General features: G+C 64.6%; 17 protein-coding genes and 1 tRNA gene. 11 read left to right on the plus strand and 7 right to left on the minus strand.

All coding sequences use genetic code 11. The features are described 5' to 3' along the window. Positions 1-159 precede the first annotated feature (159 nt). The 5 genes from LOC59_RS08840 (at position 160) to LOC59_RS08860 (ending at position 7,655) form a co-directional block, all read left to right on the plus strand. A complete protein-coding gene (locus tag LOC59_RS08840) occupies positions 160-3,249 on the plus strand; it encodes an FG-GAP-like repeat-containing protein (protein WP_227916600.1) in 3,090 nt (1,029 codons plus the stop codon). A gap of 154 nt (positions 3,250-3,403) precedes the next feature. Continuing rightward, entirely contained in the window at positions 3,404-5,956 is a 2,553-nt protein-coding gene (pepN, locus tag LOC59_RS08845) for an aminopeptidase N (RefSeq protein WP_227916599.1), read from the plus strand. A gap of 61 nt (positions 5,957-6,017) precedes the next feature. Further along, positions 6,018-6,485 (plus strand): OsmC family protein, encoded by a 468-nt coding sequence (locus LOC59_RS08850; RefSeq protein WP_227916598.1) that lies wholly within the window; start codon positions 6,018-6,020, stop codon positions 6,483-6,485. A 56-nt stretch (positions 6,486-6,541) separates the two neighbouring features. After that, positions 6,542-7,213 (plus strand): mechanosensitive ion channel family protein, encoded by a 672-nt coding sequence (locus LOC59_RS08855; protein WP_227916597.1) that lies wholly within the window; start codon positions 6,542-6,544, stop codon positions 7,211-7,213. After that, on the plus strand, positions 7,206-7,655 hold the full coding sequence (locus LOC59_RS08860) for a globin (RefSeq protein WP_227895579.1): 450 nt from the start codon (positions 7,206-7,208) through the stop codon (positions 7,653-7,655). Before LOC59_RS08855 ends, LOC59_RS08860 begins: the two co-directional genes overlap by 8 nt. Positions 7,656-7,682: 27 nt before the next feature. Here the strand turns inward: LOC59_RS08860 and LOC59_RS08865 are convergent, their stop codons facing one another. Together LOC59_RS08865 and LOC59_RS08870 are read right to left on the minus strand one after the other, a co-directional pair. Then, positions 7,683-8,351 carry a hypothetical protein gene (locus LOC59_RS08865; RefSeq protein WP_227916596.1) on the minus strand — a complete coding sequence of 223 codons (669 nt, stop codon included), beginning with the start codon at positions 8,349-8,351 and terminating at the stop codon, positions 7,683-7,685. Beyond that, entirely contained in the window at positions 8,351-8,848 is a 498-nt protein-coding gene (locus tag LOC59_RS08870; protein ID WP_227895577.1) for an acyl-CoA thioesterase, read from the minus strand. Before LOC59_RS08870 ends, LOC59_RS08865 begins: the two co-directional genes overlap by 1 nt. A gap of 203 nt (positions 8,849-9,051) precedes the next feature. Here LOC59_RS08870 and LOC59_RS08875 point away from each other — a divergent pair, with 203 nt between their 5' ends. After that, positions 9,052-9,951: an acyl-CoA thioesterase gene (locus tag LOC59_RS08875; protein WP_227895576.1), complete on the plus strand. Its 900-nt coding sequence runs from the start codon at positions 9,052-9,054 to the stop codon at positions 9,949-9,951. A gap of 77 nt (positions 9,952-10,028) precedes the next feature. Here LOC59_RS08875 and ettA read toward each other — a convergent pair whose 3' ends face one another. The 4 genes from ettA to LOC59_RS08895 all read right to left on the minus strand — a co-directional run bounded on the left by ettA (position 10,029) and on the right by LOC59_RS08895 (position 13,282). Further along, positions 10,029-11,711, minus strand: a complete 1,683-nt coding sequence (gene ettA, locus LOC59_RS08880; RefSeq protein ID WP_227895575.1) for an energy-dependent translational throttle protein EttA — start codon at positions 11,709-11,711, stop codon at positions 10,029-10,031. A 109-nt stretch (positions 11,712-11,820) separates the two neighbouring features. Next, the gene (locus LOC59_RS08885) at positions 11,821-12,327 is read right to left on the minus strand and encodes a DUF6993 domain-containing protein (RefSeq protein WP_227916595.1); all 507 of its coding nucleotides are present in this window, start codon (positions 12,325-12,327) and stop codon (positions 11,821-11,823) included. 57 nt (positions 12,328-12,384) lie between these two features. Continuing rightward, on the minus strand, positions 12,385-12,945 hold the full coding sequence (locus tag LOC59_RS08890) for a single-stranded DNA-binding protein (RefSeq protein WP_227916594.1): 561 nt from the start codon (positions 12,943-12,945) through the stop codon (positions 12,385-12,387). Between the two features lie 261 nt (positions 12,946-13,206). Then, a tRNA-Arg gene (locus LOC59_RS08895) sits at positions 13,207-13,282 on the minus strand. Positions 13,283-13,477: 195 nt separating this feature from the next. Here LOC59_RS08895 and LOC59_RS08900 point away from each other — a divergent pair. The 5 genes from LOC59_RS08900 (at position 13,478) to LOC59_RS08920 (ending at position 17,232) form a co-directional block, all read left to right on the plus strand. Further along, positions 13,478-14,305 carry a DUF4397 domain-containing protein gene (locus tag LOC59_RS08900; protein WP_227895572.1) on the plus strand — a complete coding sequence of 276 codons (828 nt, stop codon included), beginning with the start codon at positions 13,478-13,480 and terminating at the stop codon, positions 14,303-14,305. Between the two features lie 109 nt (positions 14,306-14,414). Then, on the plus strand, positions 14,415-15,086 hold the full coding sequence (locus LOC59_RS08905; protein WP_227895571.1) for a class F sortase: 672 nt from the start codon (positions 14,415-14,417) through the stop codon (positions 15,084-15,086). Positions 15,087-15,154: 68 nt separating this feature from the next. Next, the gene (locus LOC59_RS08910; RefSeq protein WP_229971529.1) at positions 15,155-15,724 is read left to right on the plus strand and encodes an RNA polymerase sigma factor; all 570 of its coding nucleotides are present in this window, start codon (positions 15,155-15,157) and stop codon (positions 15,722-15,724) included. Beyond that, a complete protein-coding gene (locus LOC59_RS08915; protein ID WP_229971531.1) occupies positions 15,705-16,484 on the plus strand; it encodes an anti-sigma factor in 780 nt (259 codons plus the stop codon). Before LOC59_RS08910 ends, LOC59_RS08915 begins: the two co-directional genes overlap by 20 nt. After that, positions 16,408-17,232 (plus strand): M50 family metallopeptidase, encoded by an 825-nt coding sequence (locus LOC59_RS08920; RefSeq protein ID WP_229971533.1) that lies wholly within the window; start codon positions 16,408-16,410, stop codon positions 17,230-17,232. Before LOC59_RS08915 ends, LOC59_RS08920 begins: the two co-directional genes overlap by 77 nt. Here the strand turns inward: LOC59_RS08920 and LOC59_RS08925 are convergent. Beyond that, a complete protein-coding gene (locus LOC59_RS08925; protein ID WP_229971534.1) occupies positions 17,229-17,705 on the minus strand; it encodes a DUF3224 domain-containing protein in 477 nt (158 codons plus the stop codon). The genes LOC59_RS08920 and LOC59_RS08925 overlap by 4 nt on opposite strands. Positions 17,706-17,799: the final 94 nt, after the last annotated feature.

The raw sequence follows: 17,799 nt of genomic DNA on the forward strand, positions 1-17,799 counted from the left end.
CTGTGACGCAAACGGGTAACGCCGCCTAAACTCCAGCCGATAGCTGAGAGTGCAAGTGGTTTCGCTGGGAACGGGCTCGCCCGTCGGCAAGTCCGGCATTGGAGGGTTCCCAGCGAAACCACGTCCACCTCCGAAGTAACGCTATGCAAGGATTTGCCATTGAAAACCGGGAAACTCGCCCTGCTTGCAACGTTGACGGCAGGCCTCGTTTTTGGAGGTCTTCCTCCCGCGGCGGCCGTGACTGCGGAGCCGGCGTTTCCTGATGCTGTCCTGGAGTCTCCCGGTGGCCCTGAGCCCACCGCTCTTCCGGGCGAGGTCCCGGCAGATGCCCTGAATGGCGGCGCTGAGCCCCTTCCTGCGCCGATATCACCGGTTCCGGAGGTGTCTCCGGCTCCGGAGGTTTCTCCGGAGAGCACGGCGCCCGCAGAGCAGGCAGTCCCACTGGATGTCGCCGATGCCTCGAACACCCCCGAAGAGACAGCCGTTCCCGAAGACGACGGCTACGAGTATGTGCCTGTCGGTAAAGGCCATGTCGTTCCCGGTCCTGACACCCCGCTGGTCACCGAGGCTGACGGCAGCGTCCGCTCTGCTGTTGAGACCGAACATCAGCACGTAGAGCCGATGCTGGCGCGCGGCGGCGCGGCCAGCATGCTCTCCGCAGCGGCACGGGCAGGAAACATCAAGGTCACCCTCGTCCGTGCAACGGTGATCGGCAACGGCAACCTGGTGAATCTCACCTCCGCACGCAACTCGGTCTCCAGCGCCAGCAACTACTGGAAAACGATGTCCAACGGTCGCCTGTCGATGTCCGTAGCCAGTGAGAAAATTCACCGCAGCGCCAACGCCCGTGCTTCCGATGACTACGCGACGATGATGAATAAGATCGCCAAAGAGCTGAAATGGGTGGACAACCCCTACACGGCGCTCGTGGTCTTCGTGCCCACGGCCGATCTGCGGTCCGGTGGCTACGGCGGCATCCTCGGCGGCGGGTGGACTGTGGGCGGCACGGCAGGACGAATCCTCATGCCCGCTCCGTCAAATTTCACCAACAACGTCGTCACGCATGAGTTCGGCCATGTCCTGGGCCTGCTTCATGCCAATAGCCTGCAGTGCACGAATGGGCGCTCGGACGTCGGCCCGGGCTCGAACGGGCGCTGGGCGGACGGTGCCTGCACCAGCCGTGAATACGGCGACACCACCGATCTCATGGGTTCGGCCCAGAACCACCAACCCGTGATCAATTCATATTTCTGGGATGCGGGTAGTTTCGGCAGGGGGAACGAGATCCTCGATGCGGGCAAGGCCAACGGATCACGGACCTTTTCGCTTCGCCCGTGGGGCGGATCTGCGGCCAACCGGGCGGTGAAATTCACTGATCCGGTCTCAGGAGACGCGTACTACGTGGAGTTGCGCCAGCCTGCCGGATACGACCAGCACCTGCAGTGGGCAGCGGCCGGCAACCGCGGCGTGAAGATCGTCAAGGCCGACGGGGCCAACTCATGGGCGATCAACTCGCTCATCATTCCGCCCTCTACGCGGCCGTTTGCCGGCTACTACAACGCCAATCATGCCTGGCAGGCCGGCCAGACGTTCACCACGCATACCGGCACCAAAATCAGGATCAACTCGGTGAATGCCTCTGCTGCTTCCATCACCGTCAGCGCCCCGGTTCAAGACGACTGGTCCTACCGTGCGTTCACACCCGGGGACTTTAACGGAGACGGGGTGGCGGACATGATTAGCCGTCGAACCGACGGAACCCTCTGGCTCACTCCGGGCAAATCCAACGGCACGTTTGGTGCCGCTGTGCGGATCGGAAGCGGGTGGCAGATCTTCAACCTGCTCATCGGACCCGGTGATTACGACGGCGACGGCCGGAACGATATCCTCGCACGCGGCACCGACGGGAGCTTGTGGCTCTATTCCGGAACGGGCAAAGTCGGCAGCGGCAACGAGGGCTACAGGGCTGGCCGCAAAATCGGTATCGGGGGCTGGGACGCATTCCGGCAGATCCTGCCCATGTTCGAGGCCGGAGGCGGCCGGCGGGCAGATCTGCTCGCCGTCGGACATGATGGAAAGGGATACCTGTACAAGGGTACGGGGAAGGGTGAGCACGGCTCCTCACGTTATGTCAGCGGCGGATGGAACAGCTACAACCAGGTCCTTGGCGCAGGCGATTTCAACGGGGACGGCCAGAACGATGTCATCGGGCGCACTCCGGACGGGCGGATGGTGTTCCTCGCGGGCCGGGGAAACGGCGCTTTCGGGGGAGGGTTCACCATTGGGACCGGCTGGAACATCTATCAGGAAATACACGGCGGCTTCGATTTCAACAAGGACGGCAAACCGGACCTCATTGGACGTTCCACTGACCGGTCGCTGGCGTTTTATGCAGGCACCCGATCTGTATGGCTTTCGGAAGGCTACAAGCCCGGTATCCGCACCCAGACACCAAACCTCGGTAGCACAAGACAGACAATCAGTGTGAAGGACTTCAACGGGGACAAACGTGCAGATCTGCTAAGCGTCCGCCGTGACGGCACTCTCTGGCTCCACCCGGGGACCACCGCAGGGAAACACGGAACCCCGGTCCGAATTGGCACCGGATGGAATATCTTCAGCGAAGTCATCAGTCCCGGAGACTTCAACGGTGACGGGCGTTCTGACCTCCTCGCACGCAAACCCGACGGCACACTCTGGTTCTACGCCGGGACCGGCGACGCTGGTGTCAGGAAGAGCGAGGGTTACAAGCACGCCCAAAAAGTCGGAACAGGGTGGAATATCTTCCGGCAGGTCCTCGGATCGGCGGACCTCAACGGAGACAACAGGGCCGACCTCATCGGCAGGCATTCAGACGGCTCGCTCTGGTTCTATGCCGGTACCGGACGCGTCGGCAACGGCCATGAGGGTTACGCCAGCGCACGAAAGATCGGGGAATTCGGGTGGGAAAACCTAACGCTGACAGCAGCCGGTGATTATGACCGGAGCGGGACGAACGACATCCTGGCCCGGACAGCCGCCGGTTCCCTGCTCCTATATCGCGGCGGTGGAAACGGTGCGCTATATCCGGGCGAACAGGTCGGTACCGGATGGAACATTTTCGCCAGCCTTCTGGGTACCGGTGACACGACGTCAGATGGAATCCCGGACCTGCTGGGTGTCACTCCTGCGGGCCAAACATGGCATTACTCCGGCGACGGAATGAAGTCGGAGGGGTACCTGTCACGCCGTGCAGCCGGCCGGCTATAGGTTTGCACGCGCGTGTTCGTACCAGCAATGCCCGTCCCCCGCTTGGCAGAACAGCCCCAAGTGAGAGAATGTTGCAATTGTTCATTGCCGCCGGCGTGGCCAGGTGCCACGCCGGCAACATTTCTCCACTTCGAAAGGCTCAACCTTGCCAGGTATGAATCTCACCCGCACTGAGGCGCGTGAACGGGCAGAACTGATCAACGTCGAGTCTTACGACATCAACCTTGACCTGACCCGCGGTGACGACGTTTTCGGCAGCACCACCGTTGTGCGTTTCACCGCCGAGCCGGGTTCCAGCACCTTCATTGACGCAGTCACCGCCAAGGTGCACAGGATTACCCTCAACGGTGTCTCACTGGACCCTGAGTCCGTCTCAGACGGTGTGCGCATCCAGCTGCCCAACCTGGCAGAGTCAAACGAGCTCGTGGTGGATGCTGATGCGTTCTACATGAACACCGGTGAGGGACTGCACCGTTTCGTGGATCCCGTGGACAACGAGGTCTACCTCTATTCCCAGTTCGAGGTTCCGGACTCCCGCCGGATGTTCGCCGTCTTCGAGCAGCCGGACCTCAAGGCAACCTTCCGCTTCACGGTGACGGCACCTGAGCACTGGGACGTTATTTCCAACTCCCCCACACCGGAACCGGTCAAGGCCAGCGCAGAGGATTCCACGTCCCCCAGCGCCACCTGGTCCTTCGAACCGACGCCCCGGATTTCTTCCTACATCACGGCGCTGATTGCGGGCCCGTACCAGTCAGTCCGTTCCGAGCTCACCAGCTCCGACGGCCGCACCATCCCGCTGGGCGTCTTTGCCCGCAGGTCCCTGATGGAGTATTTGGATGCGGAGAACATCTTCGAACTGACCCGGCAGGGCTTTGAATTCTACGAAGCCCAGTTCGGCACCCCGTACCCCTTCGAGAAGTACGACCAGCTCTTCGTGCCCGAGTTCAACGCCGGTGCCATGGAGAATGCCGGGGCTGTGACCTTCTTGGAAAGCTACGTCTTCCGCGGCCGCGTCCCCGATGCCACGGTTGAGCGCCGCGCCATCACCGTGCTCCACGAACTCGCGCACATGTGGTTCGGCGACCTGGTGACCATGCGCTGGTGGAATGACCTGTGGCTGAATGAGTCGTTCGCAGAATTCATGTCAGCCCTCGCGGCGGCTGAAGCCACCGAGTTCAAGCAGGCCTGGACTACCTTCGCGTCCATGGAAAAGGCCTGGGCCTACCGCCAGGACCAGCTCCCCACCACGCACCCGATCGTGGCAGAGATCCGCGATCTGGAAGACGTCCAGGTCAATTTCGACGGCATCACCTACGCCAAGGGCGCTTCCGTCCTGAAGCAGCTGGTGGCCTGGGTCGGCCAGGACAAGTTCATGCAGGGTGTCCGTGAGTACTTCGGCAAGCACTCCTGGGGCAACACGGAACTCTCTGACCTGCTCTCCGAACTCGAAGCAGCCAGCGGCCGCGACCTCAGCCAGTGGTCCGCCCAGTGGCTGGAAACCGCAGGCGTCAACACGCTGCGTCCGGAGCTGGAAACGGACGACGACGGCGTCATCACCTCCTTCGCTGTCCGCCAGAGCGCTGTACCGGAGTACCCGACGCTGCGCCCGCACCGTCTGGCCATCGGCTTCTATACAGCGGACGAAGACGGCAAGCTGCGCCGCAGCGACCGGGTGGAACTCGACGTCGACGGGGAGCTGACCGGCGTGCCGGAACTCATCGGGCGCGTGCGTCCGGACCTGATCCTGCTCAACGACGACGACCTCGCTTACGCCAAAATCCGTCTGGACGACGCGTCCTCCCGTCTGGCGACCCGCCGCCTGCGCGACATCGATGAGTCGCTGCCGCGCACCCTCGTCTGGGCCTCCGCGTGGGACGCGACCCGCGACGGCGAAATCCCGGCCCGCAACTACGTCGAGCTCGTGCTGCAGAACATTGCCTCCGAATCGGATTCTTCCGTGGTCCAGGTCCTGCTGCGCCAGCTGGCAACGACCTTGGCCTTCTATGTGAATCCGCAGGACCAGCAGGCCATGACGGCTGCGGCTGCCGACAGCCTCTGGGAGCTCAGCCGCGGGGCCGCTGAAGGATCGGATTCCCAGCTGCAGTTCGTCAAGGCCTTTGCCTCCCACGCACAGACCCCCGAACAGCTCGATACCGTCGCCGGGTTGCTCTCGGGCGACCTCGTGCTCGGGGGCCTGGAAGTCGGCTCCGACCTGCGTTGGGAGCTGCTCGCTTCCCTGGTGGCCGGCGGCCGGTCAGGCGAGGCGGAGATTGCTGCCGAGCTGGAACGCGACGCGACGGCGACCGGAGCGCTGGCCGCTTCCGGAGCCCGCGCAGCCCTGCCCTCCGCAGAGGCCAAGGCTGCGGCGTGGGAAGCAATCGTCGAACGCTCCGACATGCCCAACGCTGCCCAGCGGGCCGCTATCGGCGGATTCAGCCGCGTTCATGACACGGCCCTGCTGGAGCCGTACGCCGAAAAGTACTTCGGCGCCATTCGCGCTGTGTGGGACAGCCGCACGCATGAGATCGCCCAGCAGATCGTCGTCGGCCTCTACCCGTCGCGCCTCACCACCCAGGCAACCGTGGACCGCACGGATGCCTTTCTGGCATCCCTGGGCGATGAAGCGCCGGCGCTGCGGCGGCTGCTGCTGGAAAGCCGCGACGGCGTCGTCCGGGCGCTGAAGGCACAGGCAGCCGACCGCTAACGGCACTGTTCCGCTGCGGTTCCCGCTCCCTTCCACGGTGCTGCCAAGGTAACTTTGAGGCGTGAACCTCTCAGAGCACCGTTATGGCATCTCACTGGAATGGACCGGGAACCGCGGCAGCGGGACAACGAACTACCGCGGATATGGGCGGGACCACATTGTCCGCGCCGAGGGGCTGCCGGACCTGGCCGGGACCGCGGATCCCACGTTCCACGGTGACAAGGACCGGTGGAACCCGGAGCAGCTTCTGCTCACCGCACTCTCGCAGTGCCACATGCTCTCCTACCTGCACGTCGCTGTTAAAAACGGCGTCAACGTCGTTTCCTATCACGACGACGCCGAAGGCACCCTACGGCTGAACCGCGACGGCAGCGGCGAATTTACTTCCGTACTGCTCCGTCCGCAGGTCGTCATCGACGATGGCGACCCGGACACAGCCCTGGCCCTCCACGATGAGGCGCACCGCCTGTGCTTTATCGCCCGGAGTGTGAACTTCCCGGTGCGGCATGAGGCGGCAACCCGCGGATAGCCGTACCGGTAGCCTTGGATAAGCCGATTCGCCGAAGCTAAGGACGCCGCTGCACCGTGCAACTTCCAGCAACTATTTATCCAGCCGTCATCAACTTCGATGTCACCGGCCTGCTTGAGGCCGGAATCATCGTCATCGCCGGACTCATCGTCTGGCTTGTTGCCCGCTACCTGATCTCCAAGGTTGTGGCCAGGGCCCAGAAGGGATCATCTCTGGTCCGCATCAGCGGGATGCGCTGGGCGCAGCCGGTGATGCGCAACCTCGACCACAAACGCCGGGCGCAGCGCGCTGACACCTTCGGCGCCCTGCTTCGCAGCTTCATCACGGTGGCGATCTGGACGATCGTGATCATCATGGTCCTTGACGCCATCGGCATCAACATCGCTCCCCTGCTGGCCAGCGTGGGAATCGTCGGCATTGCCCTCGGCTTCGGCGCACGCGAACTGATCCGGGACGCCCTCGCCGGATTCTTCATCACGATGGAAGACCAGTACGGCATCGGGGACGTGATCGAAGTCGGCACCACCACCGGCACCGTTCAGTCAGTGGGTATCAGGATCACCCGGCTGGTCGATGACCGCGGAGTGATCTGGTACATCCGCAACGGCGAGTTCGCCATGGTCGGCAACCGCTCCCAGGGAAAGTACAAGCCCGCTGCCGGTGACGACGCCGGCGAAGGTGCCGCAGCAGGCGCCACAGAAAACAAGGAAGTTAAAGGAAATGACTGAGACTCCGCACGGCCAGGGGCCGGCACTGCCGCTGACCGCTTCGACCCCCGGCACCGGCTTCACCCAGCCCGGCTATAACTTCTACGAAGTCGTCGGAGGCCATGACACCTTCGTGAAGCTGGTCGACGTCTTCTATGACGGTGTCGCTGACGACCCGCTGATGCGGCCCATGTATCCCGAAGAAGACCTGGGCCCGGCCAAGGAACGGCTGCTGCTCTTCCTGGAACAGTACTGGGGCGGACCCAGAACTTACGGGGAGCAGCGCGGCCATCCGCGGCTGCGGATGCGGCACATGCCCTTCCAGGTCTCCCCCGCTGCCCGGGATGCGTGGCTGAGGCACATGCGCACGGCAGTCGATGCCCTGGAGCTCCCGCCGCTGCAGGAGCAAACACTCTGGGACTACCTGGACCGGGCCGCACACTCCATGGTCAACTCCGCCTAACCGGCGGGACAGCTCCCCGGACCGGTGCTAGAAGAGCACCGACGGGGGGCGTACCAGTACGTGCCCAAGGTCAGTGGAGAGCCGCAGCCAGCGGCCGTTGCTGAAGAGTGCCGCGGTGCCTCCGGCAGAGCTCTCCGGAAGGAATCCGAGCGTCAGGGCTGCGAAGGCGGCCCCGGCAGGCAGCGCCACGCCCAGCCCGGCGATCTCTTCACTCCAAATCGGAACCCGGACGTTGTTGACCACCGCCGCTCCGGGCTGCCCGGGGATCCTCGCGGCCACTTCACGGATACCGCGGTGCGCCGTCTGTTCCAGCAGTGCCGTCTCGACGTCCGCCTCACGCTGCCATCCGGAGCGGGGAGCAGCTATCCCCGCCCAGCTCTCCGAGACGGACATGGGCGGGATGGGCAGGTTCGTTGCGTCCGCATCCATCCGTGCCAGCCGGTCCGCGACAGCTGAGAGCTGGACAGTGGTGTCCAGCGACGCCGGCCGTGCCAGCGGCATCGCCCGCATCCCGATGACGGTTGGCATCGGCTCGCCGAGAACCCGCGGCCGCAGGACACATACATACGCGGCGAGGACGTTCCCCACGGCCTGGAGACGGATCGCTCCGTCGTCGGCGCTTCGGGCGCGGGACACGAAGTTTCGGAGGTCCGCGGTGACCTGCCTGTCTGCCAAATCCAAGGACTCTGCCTGCATCACTTAACTCCCTCGGCTGGACTCTCAACGGAACGACGGCGGCGGAACGGCGCGGGTTCTCCCCGCCAGCCCCCAAGGATCCTGCGCTGGGCATCCGAGAGCGGCACCGGACGTCCGGTGGTGCGGCTGACCATGACCATCGAGGCTTCAGCCACCGCGTAAACGGTCTCTGCGGACTCATCGGTGAGCCTGAAACCGTAAGAGAAGCTGGACCCGCCCACCTCGGTGACCCAAATCTCGATCCATGCCGGATCCTGGCTGTAGGTCAGCGGCGTCATGTACTCAATTTCCTGGCGGGCCACCAGGGTTGTTCCGAACTCGGCGGTCACGGAGCGGAACGTGGATACGCCCGCCTTCGCATCGGCTTCAGGCAAGGGCAGCAAGGAGAGCCGGACCCGGGCCTCTTCGAGGAACTGCACGTACCGGACGTTGTTGACGTGGCCGTTGACGTCCTCGTCGCCGAAGCGCAACTGGATGGGAAATCGGTGCAAAGGCATGCGAACCATCTTCGCAGGTAGAACGCAGCTGGCGCGAAGTCAGGCTCCTGCCGGTAGGCTCCGGAACCTCTGCGCCATTGTATGGCCAGGGCCGAAATGTTGGGCCGGCCCTGCTGATGCGTCTAATCTCGAGAGAGATCCACGTCTGGCGGAACCCCGTATTCGGCAGACTGCCACCGCTTTTTGCAAGGAGACACACACCTATGGCGCCAGCCGACGACTTCGATCCGACGGCCGCACTGATCGAGCTTCTCGACCTGAGCAACGCGGGCGGTGCCAAGACCGACGAAGACATCTTCGTGGGAGGGTCCCAGCAGGAACCACGCAAGAGAGTCTTCGGCGGCCAGGTTCTCGGCCAGTCGCTCGTTGCCGCGGCGCGGACGGTCCCCCCGGAGCGGCTCATGCACTCCATGCACGGCTATTTCCTGCGCCCCGGTGACACGGAAGTGCCGATCACGTTCGGTGTGGAGCGGCTGCGGGACGGCCGGTCCTTCTCGGCCCGGCGGACGCATGCCTATCAGAACGGCCTGCCTATCCTCTCCCTCATTGCCTCATTCCAGCTCCCCGACGAGGGCCTGGACCATCAGGAGCCCATGCCTGAAGGCATACCCGATCCGGAGACCCTTCCTACGACGGCGCAGCTGCTCTCCGGTTTCGACCACCCGGTTGCGAAGGCCTGGTCGTATTACCGGCCCATGGACATCCGCCACGTGACCCAGCCCGTGTATTTCCAGGCCGACCCCGAACGCACAGCGCGCAACGCCGTGTGGATGAAGACATTCGGTCCGATGCCCGATGACCAGAACCTGCACCGCGCCGCGCTTGCCTATGCCACGGACTACACCATCCTGGAACCGGTCCTGCGGCGGCACGGCATTTCCTGGGCCAGCCGCGGCATGTCCGTAGCAAGCCTTGACCATGCCATGTGGTGGCACCGCCCGCTGCGTGTGGACGACTGGCTGCTCTATGTCCAGGAGTCCCCCAGTGCTTCCGGAGCCCGCGGTCTCTCCTCCGGACGGATCTTCAACCGTTCCGGAGAGCTCGTGGCCACCGTGGCCCAGGAAGGCATGCTCCGGCTGCCGGATTATCCCGCCTTCCAGTAGTCCCGCGCGGACGCAAAAGCGAAAGCGCCCTGCCGTTCGGCAGGGCGCTTTCGCGTGTCAGGCAGATTCCGCTTGAGCTAGTCGCGGGTCAGGCGACGGTGCGTCACACGGTGCGGCTTGGCCGCGTCGGCGCCGAGGCGCTCGACCTTGTTCTGCTCGTAGGATTCGAAGTTGCCTTCGAACCAGTACCAGTTGGCCGGGTTTTCGTCAGTGCCTTCCCACGCAAGGATGTGGGTGGCCACACGGTCGAGGAACCAGCGGTCGTGAGAGACGACGACGGCGCAGCCCGGGAATTCCAGCAGCGCGTTCTCGAGGCTGGAAAGCGTCTCGACATCGAGGTCGTTGGTGGGCTCATCGAGCAGCAGCAGGTTTCCGCCCTGTTTTAGCGTCATTGCGAGATTGAGCCGGTTGCGCTCACCGCCGGAGAGCACGCCCGCTTTCTTCTGCTGGTCCGGACCTTTGAAACCGAACGCCGAGACATACGCGCGGGAGGGCATCTCGACCTGTCCGACCTGAATGAAGTCGTGGCCGTCGGAGACAACTTCCCAGAGGGTCTTGTTCGGATCGATGCCGCCGCGGGACTGGTCCACGTAGGAGATCTTGACCGATTCACCGATCTTCAGCTCACCGCCGTCGAGGGGCTCCAAGCCAACAATCGTCTTGAAAAGCGTCGACTTACCGACGCCGTTGGGGCCAATCACACCGACAATGCCGTTGCGCGGCAGGGAGAAGGACAATCCTTCGATCAGCTTGCGGCCGTCGAAGCCCTTCTCCAGGTTCTTCCCTTCCAGGACCAGGGAGCCGAGCCGGGGGCCGGCGGGAATCTGGATTTCTTCGAAGTCAAGCTTGCGGGTGCGCTCAGCTTCCGCTGCCATTTCCTCGTAGCGTGCCAGGCGGGCCTTGGACTTGGTCTGGCGTCCCTTGGCGTTGGAGCGGACCCAGTCCAGTTCGTCGGAGAGACGCTTGGCCAGCTTCTGGTCTTTCTTACCCTGCACTTCAAGGCGGGCGCGCTTCTTCTCCAGGTAAGTGGAGTAGTTGCCCTCGTACGGGTAGAGGTGCCCGCGGTCCACTTCGGCGATCCATTCTGCCACGTGGTCAAGGAAGTACCGGTCGTGGGTCACGGCCAGGACGGCGCCGTGGTAGGAGGAGAGATGCTGTTCCAGCCACAGCACGCTCTCGGCGTCGAGGTGGTTGGTGGGCTCATCAAGCAGCAGCAGGTCCGGCTTCTGGAGCAGGAGCTTGCACAGGGCCACCCGGCGGCGTTCACCGCCGGAAAGGACCGTGACGTCGGCGTCTGCCGGCGGGCACCGGAGGGCATCCATTGCCTGCTCCAGCTGGGAATCGATGTCCCAGGCGTCAGCTGCGTCGATAGCTTCCTGCAGCTTGCCCATTTCTTCGAGCAGGGAATCGAAGTCAGCGTCGGGCTGCGCCATCTCCTCGGAAATCTCGTTGAAACGCTGGATCTTGCCGTAGATCTCCCCAACGCCTTCCTGGACGTTGCCCAGGACGGTCTTTTCTTCGTTCAGCGGGGGTTCCTGCAGCAGGATGCCCACGGTGTAGCCCGGGCTGAGCCGTGCCTCACCGTTAGAGGGAGTGTCCAGCCCCGCCATGATCTTGAGGATGGTGGACTTACCCGCACCGTTAGGCCCCACCACGCCGATCTTGGCGCCGGGGTAGAAGGACATGCTTACGTCGTCGAGGATAACTTTGTCGCCAACGGCCTTTCGGGCCTTGGTCATCGTGTAGATAAATTCCGCCATGCTCTCAGGCTAGTGTGTCGACACCACTATGTGCCATTTGGCGGGAAGCGGGCTGCAGGCGTCATCGGCACGATGCACCGGTTGCGGCGGCGGGGTTCAGCCCGGCGTATCAGCGGTCATCACCGAGCAGGCAGGCACCATTGGCCAGCGCAGGCACAACGGTCACGGTGGCGGTCCCGCTTCGAATCTCTGCCAGTACGCAGTCCTGCCCCACCGCCGCGGCGGAAACAATCGAATCAACAGCCAGTCCAGTGGGCGTGGAGTCCTGCGAGACTTCGACGACGTCCGGGCTGAATCCGGCGGCAGCGTAGGCTGCCCGCACTTCGTCCCGGGACGGCGCAGGAACCTCTGCAGCCAGCGCGGTGAGCTCCAGGCGGACGGCTTCTGCCTCTGCGGGAGCACCTTCCGCCGGCTCGGAAACGGCCGGCGCCTCCGGCGCTGCCGAGGACTGGGGTTCCTCGGCAGGCGTGGTTGCAGGTGCACTGCAGCCGCCTACGGTCAGGATCAGTCCCACGAGGGTCACTGCTGCGAGCACGGTTGCGGAAGCAGAACGTCGCTGCTTCGTCCCCCGGGCACCGTCCGGGCCAGCTGCCGGTCCGTGATTAGCTGCGGTCATTGCGCCATTCTGCCACGCGGCCCGGACGATGCCGAGGCGCCCGGCCCGGCACGCCGATCAGTAGGCCGCCGACGCCCGCTCGGGTTCCCCGGTGTGGGCCTCTGCGGAACCGAAATCCATTCCTATGCCGGCGTCCATTGTCTCCGCGGGCTGGAAACCCTCGGCTTCCCCGCTGCCCAGGATTTCACCGGTGACCGGGTCGACGTCGCCCGGCAGGTCATGGCTGTCTTCCCCGGTGCTGCGCTGGGAAGACTTGTCACTGATGTTGCGCCTGAAATTAGCTGTCCCCCACATCAGGTCATGTCCCACTGCGTCGGCATCGATATCCACTGAGGTTCCGCTGCGGCCGCCGTCGGTGGCCCACTGACGGACCCTCAGCCGCCCGGTGACGATGACCCTGTCGCCCTTGTGGACACTCACGCCCGCGTTGGTGGCCAGTTGCCGGAACATCGACACGGAGTACCAGTTGGTATGGCCGTCCACCCAGAGCCCGGTTTCCCGGTCTATCCGCCGTTCAGTGGTGCACATCCGGAAACCGGCGATAGCCAGGCCGCTGTCGGCTGTGGTGGTGCGGACCTCCGTGGCAACGAACCCGCGAAGAGTGATCGAATCGGTCATGGTGCTTCCCCTGCTTTCGGTGGCGGCGCCCGCCAAGACGCCTGCTCCAGCCCGGCACATCCGCCGGTCGCCTCATCGTTCCCGACTCGGCGGCAGGGTTCGGCGGGTTCGGCCGGGCTGTGGATCCAGGGTGCCGCACTGCCCGGTCCTTGTGGCTGGGGAGGGAATGTCCGCAGGCAGAAGCGCCGCAGGCATCAGCGCGCGCCCGCCGGCAAGGAAAGATCCGGGAACTGAGCATCCGGCGTTAATGCGGGGACGCAGTGGTGCCCCCGGCGCGACTCGAACGCGCAACCTACGGATTAGAAGGCCGTTGCTCTATCCATTGAGCTACGGGGGCAGACCAATCGATGATACTACGCAGCCAGTGTGTGACATGGGCAGGCTCTCCGTCCGGGCGCGAATTTCGTTCCTGCGCGGAGGTGCCGAAAATTTTTTCCATTCATCTGCATCCAAATTGGAGGCCCCGGAAGTAAAGGAGGTGTAGGCCACAAAGAAGCCGGGTCATGAGCCCGGCGAAACCAAAGGAGAAGCCATGCGCAGGACCGCCACACTTTTCGCAGCAGCAGGCCTGGCAGCCGGGGCCGGATTGGCGGCAGCCCCCGCGGCATCCGCCGCGGACGATGCCCAGCTCTCAGTCTTCCACGCAGTTCCCGACACCACTGTCGACGTTTACGTCAACGGAGCACTGACCCTCGACGATTTCACTCCGGGCAGCATGGCGGGCCCGCTCTCACTTCCGGCAGGAAGCTATGAGCTCGCCGTCACCGCAGCTGATGCCGCAGACGCTTCCGCTCCAATTATCGGTCCGGTTTCCGCCCAGCTCACCGCCGGCGGCAACTTCACCGCCGTCGCCAACCTGAGCGCGGATGGAACACCGACGGCGAACGTGTACTCGAACGACATGTCCACCGTGGACCCGGGCAAGGCACATCTGACGGTTCGGCACGTCGCGGCAGCACCGGCTGTTGACGTCCTGGCCAACGGGACCGCCGTCATCACCAACCTGGCCAACCCCGAGGAGAAGACACTGGCGGTTGACGCCGGGACCATCTCCGCCTCGGTCGCGGCAGCCGGAACCACTGAACCCGTCATTGGCCCGGCTGACCTCACCCTCCCCGAGGGTGTCCACACGATCGTTTACGCCTGGGGCTCGCTGGAAGACGGCAACCTGGCCCTCGCCACGCAGACGATCGAAGGCATGGAAAGCGCACCGAACGCCGTACCCGGTGCCTTGCCGGCCGCTGAGGACAACTCCGGTGCCATGCTGGCCGCAGCCGGCGGGCTGACCCTGATGGCACTGGCCGGCACGGCCTTCGTCGCACGCCGCCGCAGCACGGCCAAGGCTGAGTCCGGCCTCTAGGCCCCACGGCGCCCTGCGCCCTCCAGCGAAGGTGCAGCGCGGCTCCCATGGCCGCGCTGCACCTTCCTTCAGCCACCCCTTCAACCACAGTCCAGGAGGAGAACCCCCTATGACCAAGGCCGCACGTCAGCGCCGCTTCCTCGCGGGCGCACTGCTCGTCGCAGGAACCCTGGGAATCGGCGCCTGCGGCACCGGAGCATCCGCGCCGGAACCAGTTGCCACCCAGACACAGGCCTCGTCCAGTGCACCGGCGGCTGGGGCCCCTGCACCGGTTCCCCTCGGGGATCCCGGGAATATTCCTGTCCGGCAGGCCTCACCGGAGGCATCGGAAAGCATCCCGGCACCGGTCCGGGTACAGGTGGAAGGAACCGGGATTGACCTTGAAGTCGTGCCCGTCGGCGTAGAGGAGAACGGCGCCATGACCATTCCCGACAATCATTTCCAGGCCGGGTGGTACCGCTACGGGCCGGCTCCAGGTGCAGCATCAGGCTCTTCAGTGCTGGCAGCGCACGTCGATTCGCAGACCGAAGTCCTGCCCATCGCGTCCTTGAAGGACGTTGAACCCGGAACCCGCGTGATCGTCACCCGGGAGGACGGCACCACCCTCACCTACCAAACGGAAAAGGTTGAAAACATCGCCAAGCGTTCGCTTGACGGCCACCGCCTCTTCGACCGCACCGGCGGGCACCTGCTGAAGCTGGTTACCTGCGGCGGCAAGTGGCTCGACACGGAGAATGACTATGAAGATAACGTTGTGCTTACGGCAACACCGGTATCATAGGGACATTCCGCATGCTCAGCGGCCATCAGGCTGCACGTCGGCAGGCCAACGGCAGGAGAACGCAGCAGATGTCATCCGGTGCCCCCGAGTGGGACGACGGCCTCGACGAGGCCTTCGCCGCAGGTGAGGAGGCAGCCCTTGCCGAGGCTTACCGCCGCTTCGCTCCGCTGGTGCGCAGCATGTCGCTGCGGCGGCTGGCGGACGCGGCTGCAGCCGACGACGCCGTGCAGGAAGTCTTCATCAGGGCCTGGCGCTACCGGCAGACTTACTCTCCCGCACGCTCCACCCTGGCGGCCTGGCTGATCGGCATCTCCCGCAATGTTGCTGCCACGATGACCTCCTCCAGGATCCGTGAGGATGAAATCATGGAAGGCGCGGCGTCGAGGGAACAACGGTCTGTTCCGGCCAGGCCGGATCCCGAAACTGTGGCGGACAAAGTTGTGCTCGACGCCGAACTCACCCGCCTGGGAGAACCCCAGCATTCGATCCTGCGGCTGGCCTTCCACGAAGACCTCACTCACCAGCAGATATCTGATCGTCTCGAGCTTCCGCTGGGAACCGTAAAGAGCCATATCCGCCGGGGACTGACCCAACTGCGGCAACGATTGGAGGTAAGCGATGCAGCACCTGCACGATGATGCATTGGCCCTTCTTGCCCTGGGTGAGGCACCAACCCCGGATGAGGCTGCGCATCTTGAGCACTGCGAGCGTTGCCAGGCCGAAGTCCTTTCCTATGGGCGTGTAGTCAGCGCCGGGCGCAGTACGGACGCAGCCCCGGCCGGATCGATCCCTCCGCCCGCGGTGTGGGCCGGCATCCATGAATCCCTGGGACTCTCAGCGGATCTTCGCCGGGATCCTTTCGAAGGCGTCCAGCATGCTGAAACCGGGCCGGGTTCGGGAGAGCCTGCCAACCATGGCCCCGCAAGCGAGGAACCCCCGGCACCGGTCTCCCTGGATGCTGCGCGCAGCCGCCGGCGGGGAACAAAGTGGCTGGCCGCCGCCGCTGCAGCCGCAGTACTCGCAGGCGCAGCCACCTGGGGCATCCTCCAGAACCAGGCTGCACAGCCTGAAGTCCTTGCCTCAGTGACGCTGGAACCGCTGCCGTCCTACACGGATGAAGGCACAGCCACCGTGGATGAACTCCCGGACGGAGAGCGTGAACTTGTGGTTACCTCCACCGGCTCGGATGCCGAGGGGTACCGGGAGGTCTGGCTCATTTCGCCTGACATCACTTCCATGGTCAGTCTCGGCACCATGGACGGACGCGAGGCCAGGTTCCAGATTCCGGAGGGGCTCGACCTTGCTTCCTATCCCATCGTGGATGTTTCCGACGAGCCCAACGACGGCAATCCTGCACACTCCGGAAAATCCATCCTCCGCGGACAGCTCGATCTCTAGGGAACAAGGCGACTGGGCTGCAGGAATCCCTGCCAAGCTCCTTGAGGGCTTCACCCGGGCCGAGGGCCTCAGCGCTCCGCCGTGGCTCCTGGCCGCTCTTGTTGCCGGCGCGGCACTGGTTTCGATTCCCCGGGGGTCCTGGCGCTGGTTCGGGCTCTTTGTCACGTTCGTGCACGAAATCGGCCATGCCTTCGCTGCACTGAGTGCAGGCCACCGCATTAAAGGCATCGAACTGCGCTTTGACCACTCGGGGCAGATGCGCAGCCTGGGGCGCGGCGGTTTCGGGGCCGTATGGGCCGGTTTCTGGGGTTACCCCGTTCCCGCCCTCACCGGAGCCGTATTGATATGGGCAGCGGTCCAGGGATGGGCGCCGGCCGCCCTCTCTGCAGGCGTGCTCGTCCTCGCCCTCTCGCTGCTCTTCATCCGCAACCTGCAGGGGATCGCCATCGCAGCCGGCTGCTCAGCCGCGTCAGTGTTCCTGCTCTGGTGGACCTCCGCTGCGACAGCGTCCTACGCCGTCGTTGCCCTCGGGATCGGCCTGGTCGTCGGCGGCGTGCGCGACTGGCTCAACCTGCTGGGCGTCCATACCCGCCGGAGACACGCACTGCCTTCCTCGGATGCTTGGATCCTCGCCCGGCAAACCGGCGTTCCGGCAGCTCTGTGGCTCGGCGCCTTCGCCGTCATCATCGCTGCCTGCGCCTTTGCGTCCGGATGGCTGCTCGTGTCCCAGGGACAGGACCCGCGCTAGTAACCCGGCGCAGCTGCCGCTGCCGCGTCCCCGCCGCCCTCAGGGTCATTCGGGGCAGACGCCGGGGCCGGGAAAGTGACCCGCAGTTCCAGCCGGTGCTGCCCGTCTTCAGCCTGGGTGAAGATCGCTTTGCCGGAGATTCCGGCAAGTGCTCCGGTTCCGGATCCCGGGATGATGTGCCCCGACGACGCCGTTGCCTCCCCCTCGGCGAGGCCCCAGTGCTGAATCACCATGGTTCCTTCGCGGCCTTCGACGCTGCCGGCAAAGACTTCACTGCCCACGTAGCCGGCACCTGCGGCGTTTCCGGCCAGCAGGAGGTCAGCGACGCTGGTGCCTGAGATGCTTCCCTCGAAGATCTTCACCGCCCGGACTGTGGAGAGTTCGCTGTTCGTCCCCTCCACCACATAGGGGGTCGGCTCCCACGAGGAGACGTCAAAGTCGGCAGTGATTGAGTGTTCTGTTCCGTCGGACATGCCTCCAGTATTCCGTGTCCCGCCCGCGATTGCATGCCCGTGATGCGCCGACGGTACCCTAGTCGCTGGGGCGCAGCCGTTCGCGTGTCCCGAA

The organism is Arthrobacter sp. zg-Y916, from assembly GCF_020907385.1.
Classification (GTDB): Bacteria; Actinomycetota; Actinomycetes; order Actinomycetales; family Micrococcaceae; genus Arthrobacter_B; species Arthrobacter_B caoxuetaonis.

Coding starts and splice junctions, on each gene's coding strand:
- pepN (WP_227916599.1), top strand. CDS start 3,404: ATGAATCTCACCCGCACTGAGGCGCGTGAACGGGCAGAACTGATCAAC.
- LOC59_RS08860 (WP_227895579.1), top strand. CDS start 7,206: ATGACTGAGACTCCGCACGGCCAGGGGCCGGCACTGCCGCTGACCGCT.
- LOC59_RS08865 (WP_227916596.1), bottom strand. CDS start 8,351: ATGCAGGCAGAGTCCTTGGATTTGGCAGACAGGCAGGTCACCGCGGAC.
- LOC59_RS08870 (WP_227895577.1), bottom strand. CDS start 8,848: ATGCCTTTGCACCGATTTCCCATCCAGTTGCGCTTCGGCGACGAGGAC.
- LOC59_RS08875 (WP_227895576.1), top strand. CDS start 9,052: ATGGCGCCAGCCGACGACTTCGATCCGACGGCCGCACTGATCGAGCTT.
- ettA (WP_227895575.1), bottom strand. CDS start 11,711: ATGGCGGAATTTATCTACACGATGACCAAGGCCCGAAAGGCCGTTGGC.
- LOC59_RS08885 (WP_227916595.1), bottom strand. CDS start 12,327: ATGACCGCAGCTAATCACGGACCGGCAGCTGGCCCGGACGGTGCCCGG.
- LOC59_RS08890 (WP_227916594.1), bottom strand. CDS start 12,945: ATGACCGATTCGATCACTCTTCGCGGGTTCGTTGCCACGGAGGTCCGC.
- LOC59_RS08900 (WP_227895572.1), top strand. CDS start 13,478: ATGCGCAGGACCGCCACACTTTTCGCAGCAGCAGGCCTGGCAGCCGGG.
- LOC59_RS08905 (WP_227895571.1), top strand. CDS start 14,415: ATGACCAAGGCCGCACGTCAGCGCCGCTTCCTCGCGGGCGCACTGCTC.
- LOC59_RS08910 (WP_229971529.1), top strand. CDS start 15,155: ATGTCATCCGGTGCCCCCGAGTGGGACGACGGCCTCGACGAGGCCTTC.
- LOC59_RS08915 (WP_229971531.1), top strand. CDS start 15,705: ATGCAGCACCTGCACGATGATGCATTGGCCCTTCTTGCCCTGGGTGAG.
- LOC59_RS08920 (WP_229971533.1), top strand. CDS start 16,408: ATGTTTCCGACGAGCCCAACGACGGCAATCCTGCACACTCCGGAAAAT.
- LOC59_RS08925 (WP_229971534.1), bottom strand. CDS start 17,705: ATGTCCGACGGAACAGAACACTCAATCACTGCCGACTTTGACGTCTCC.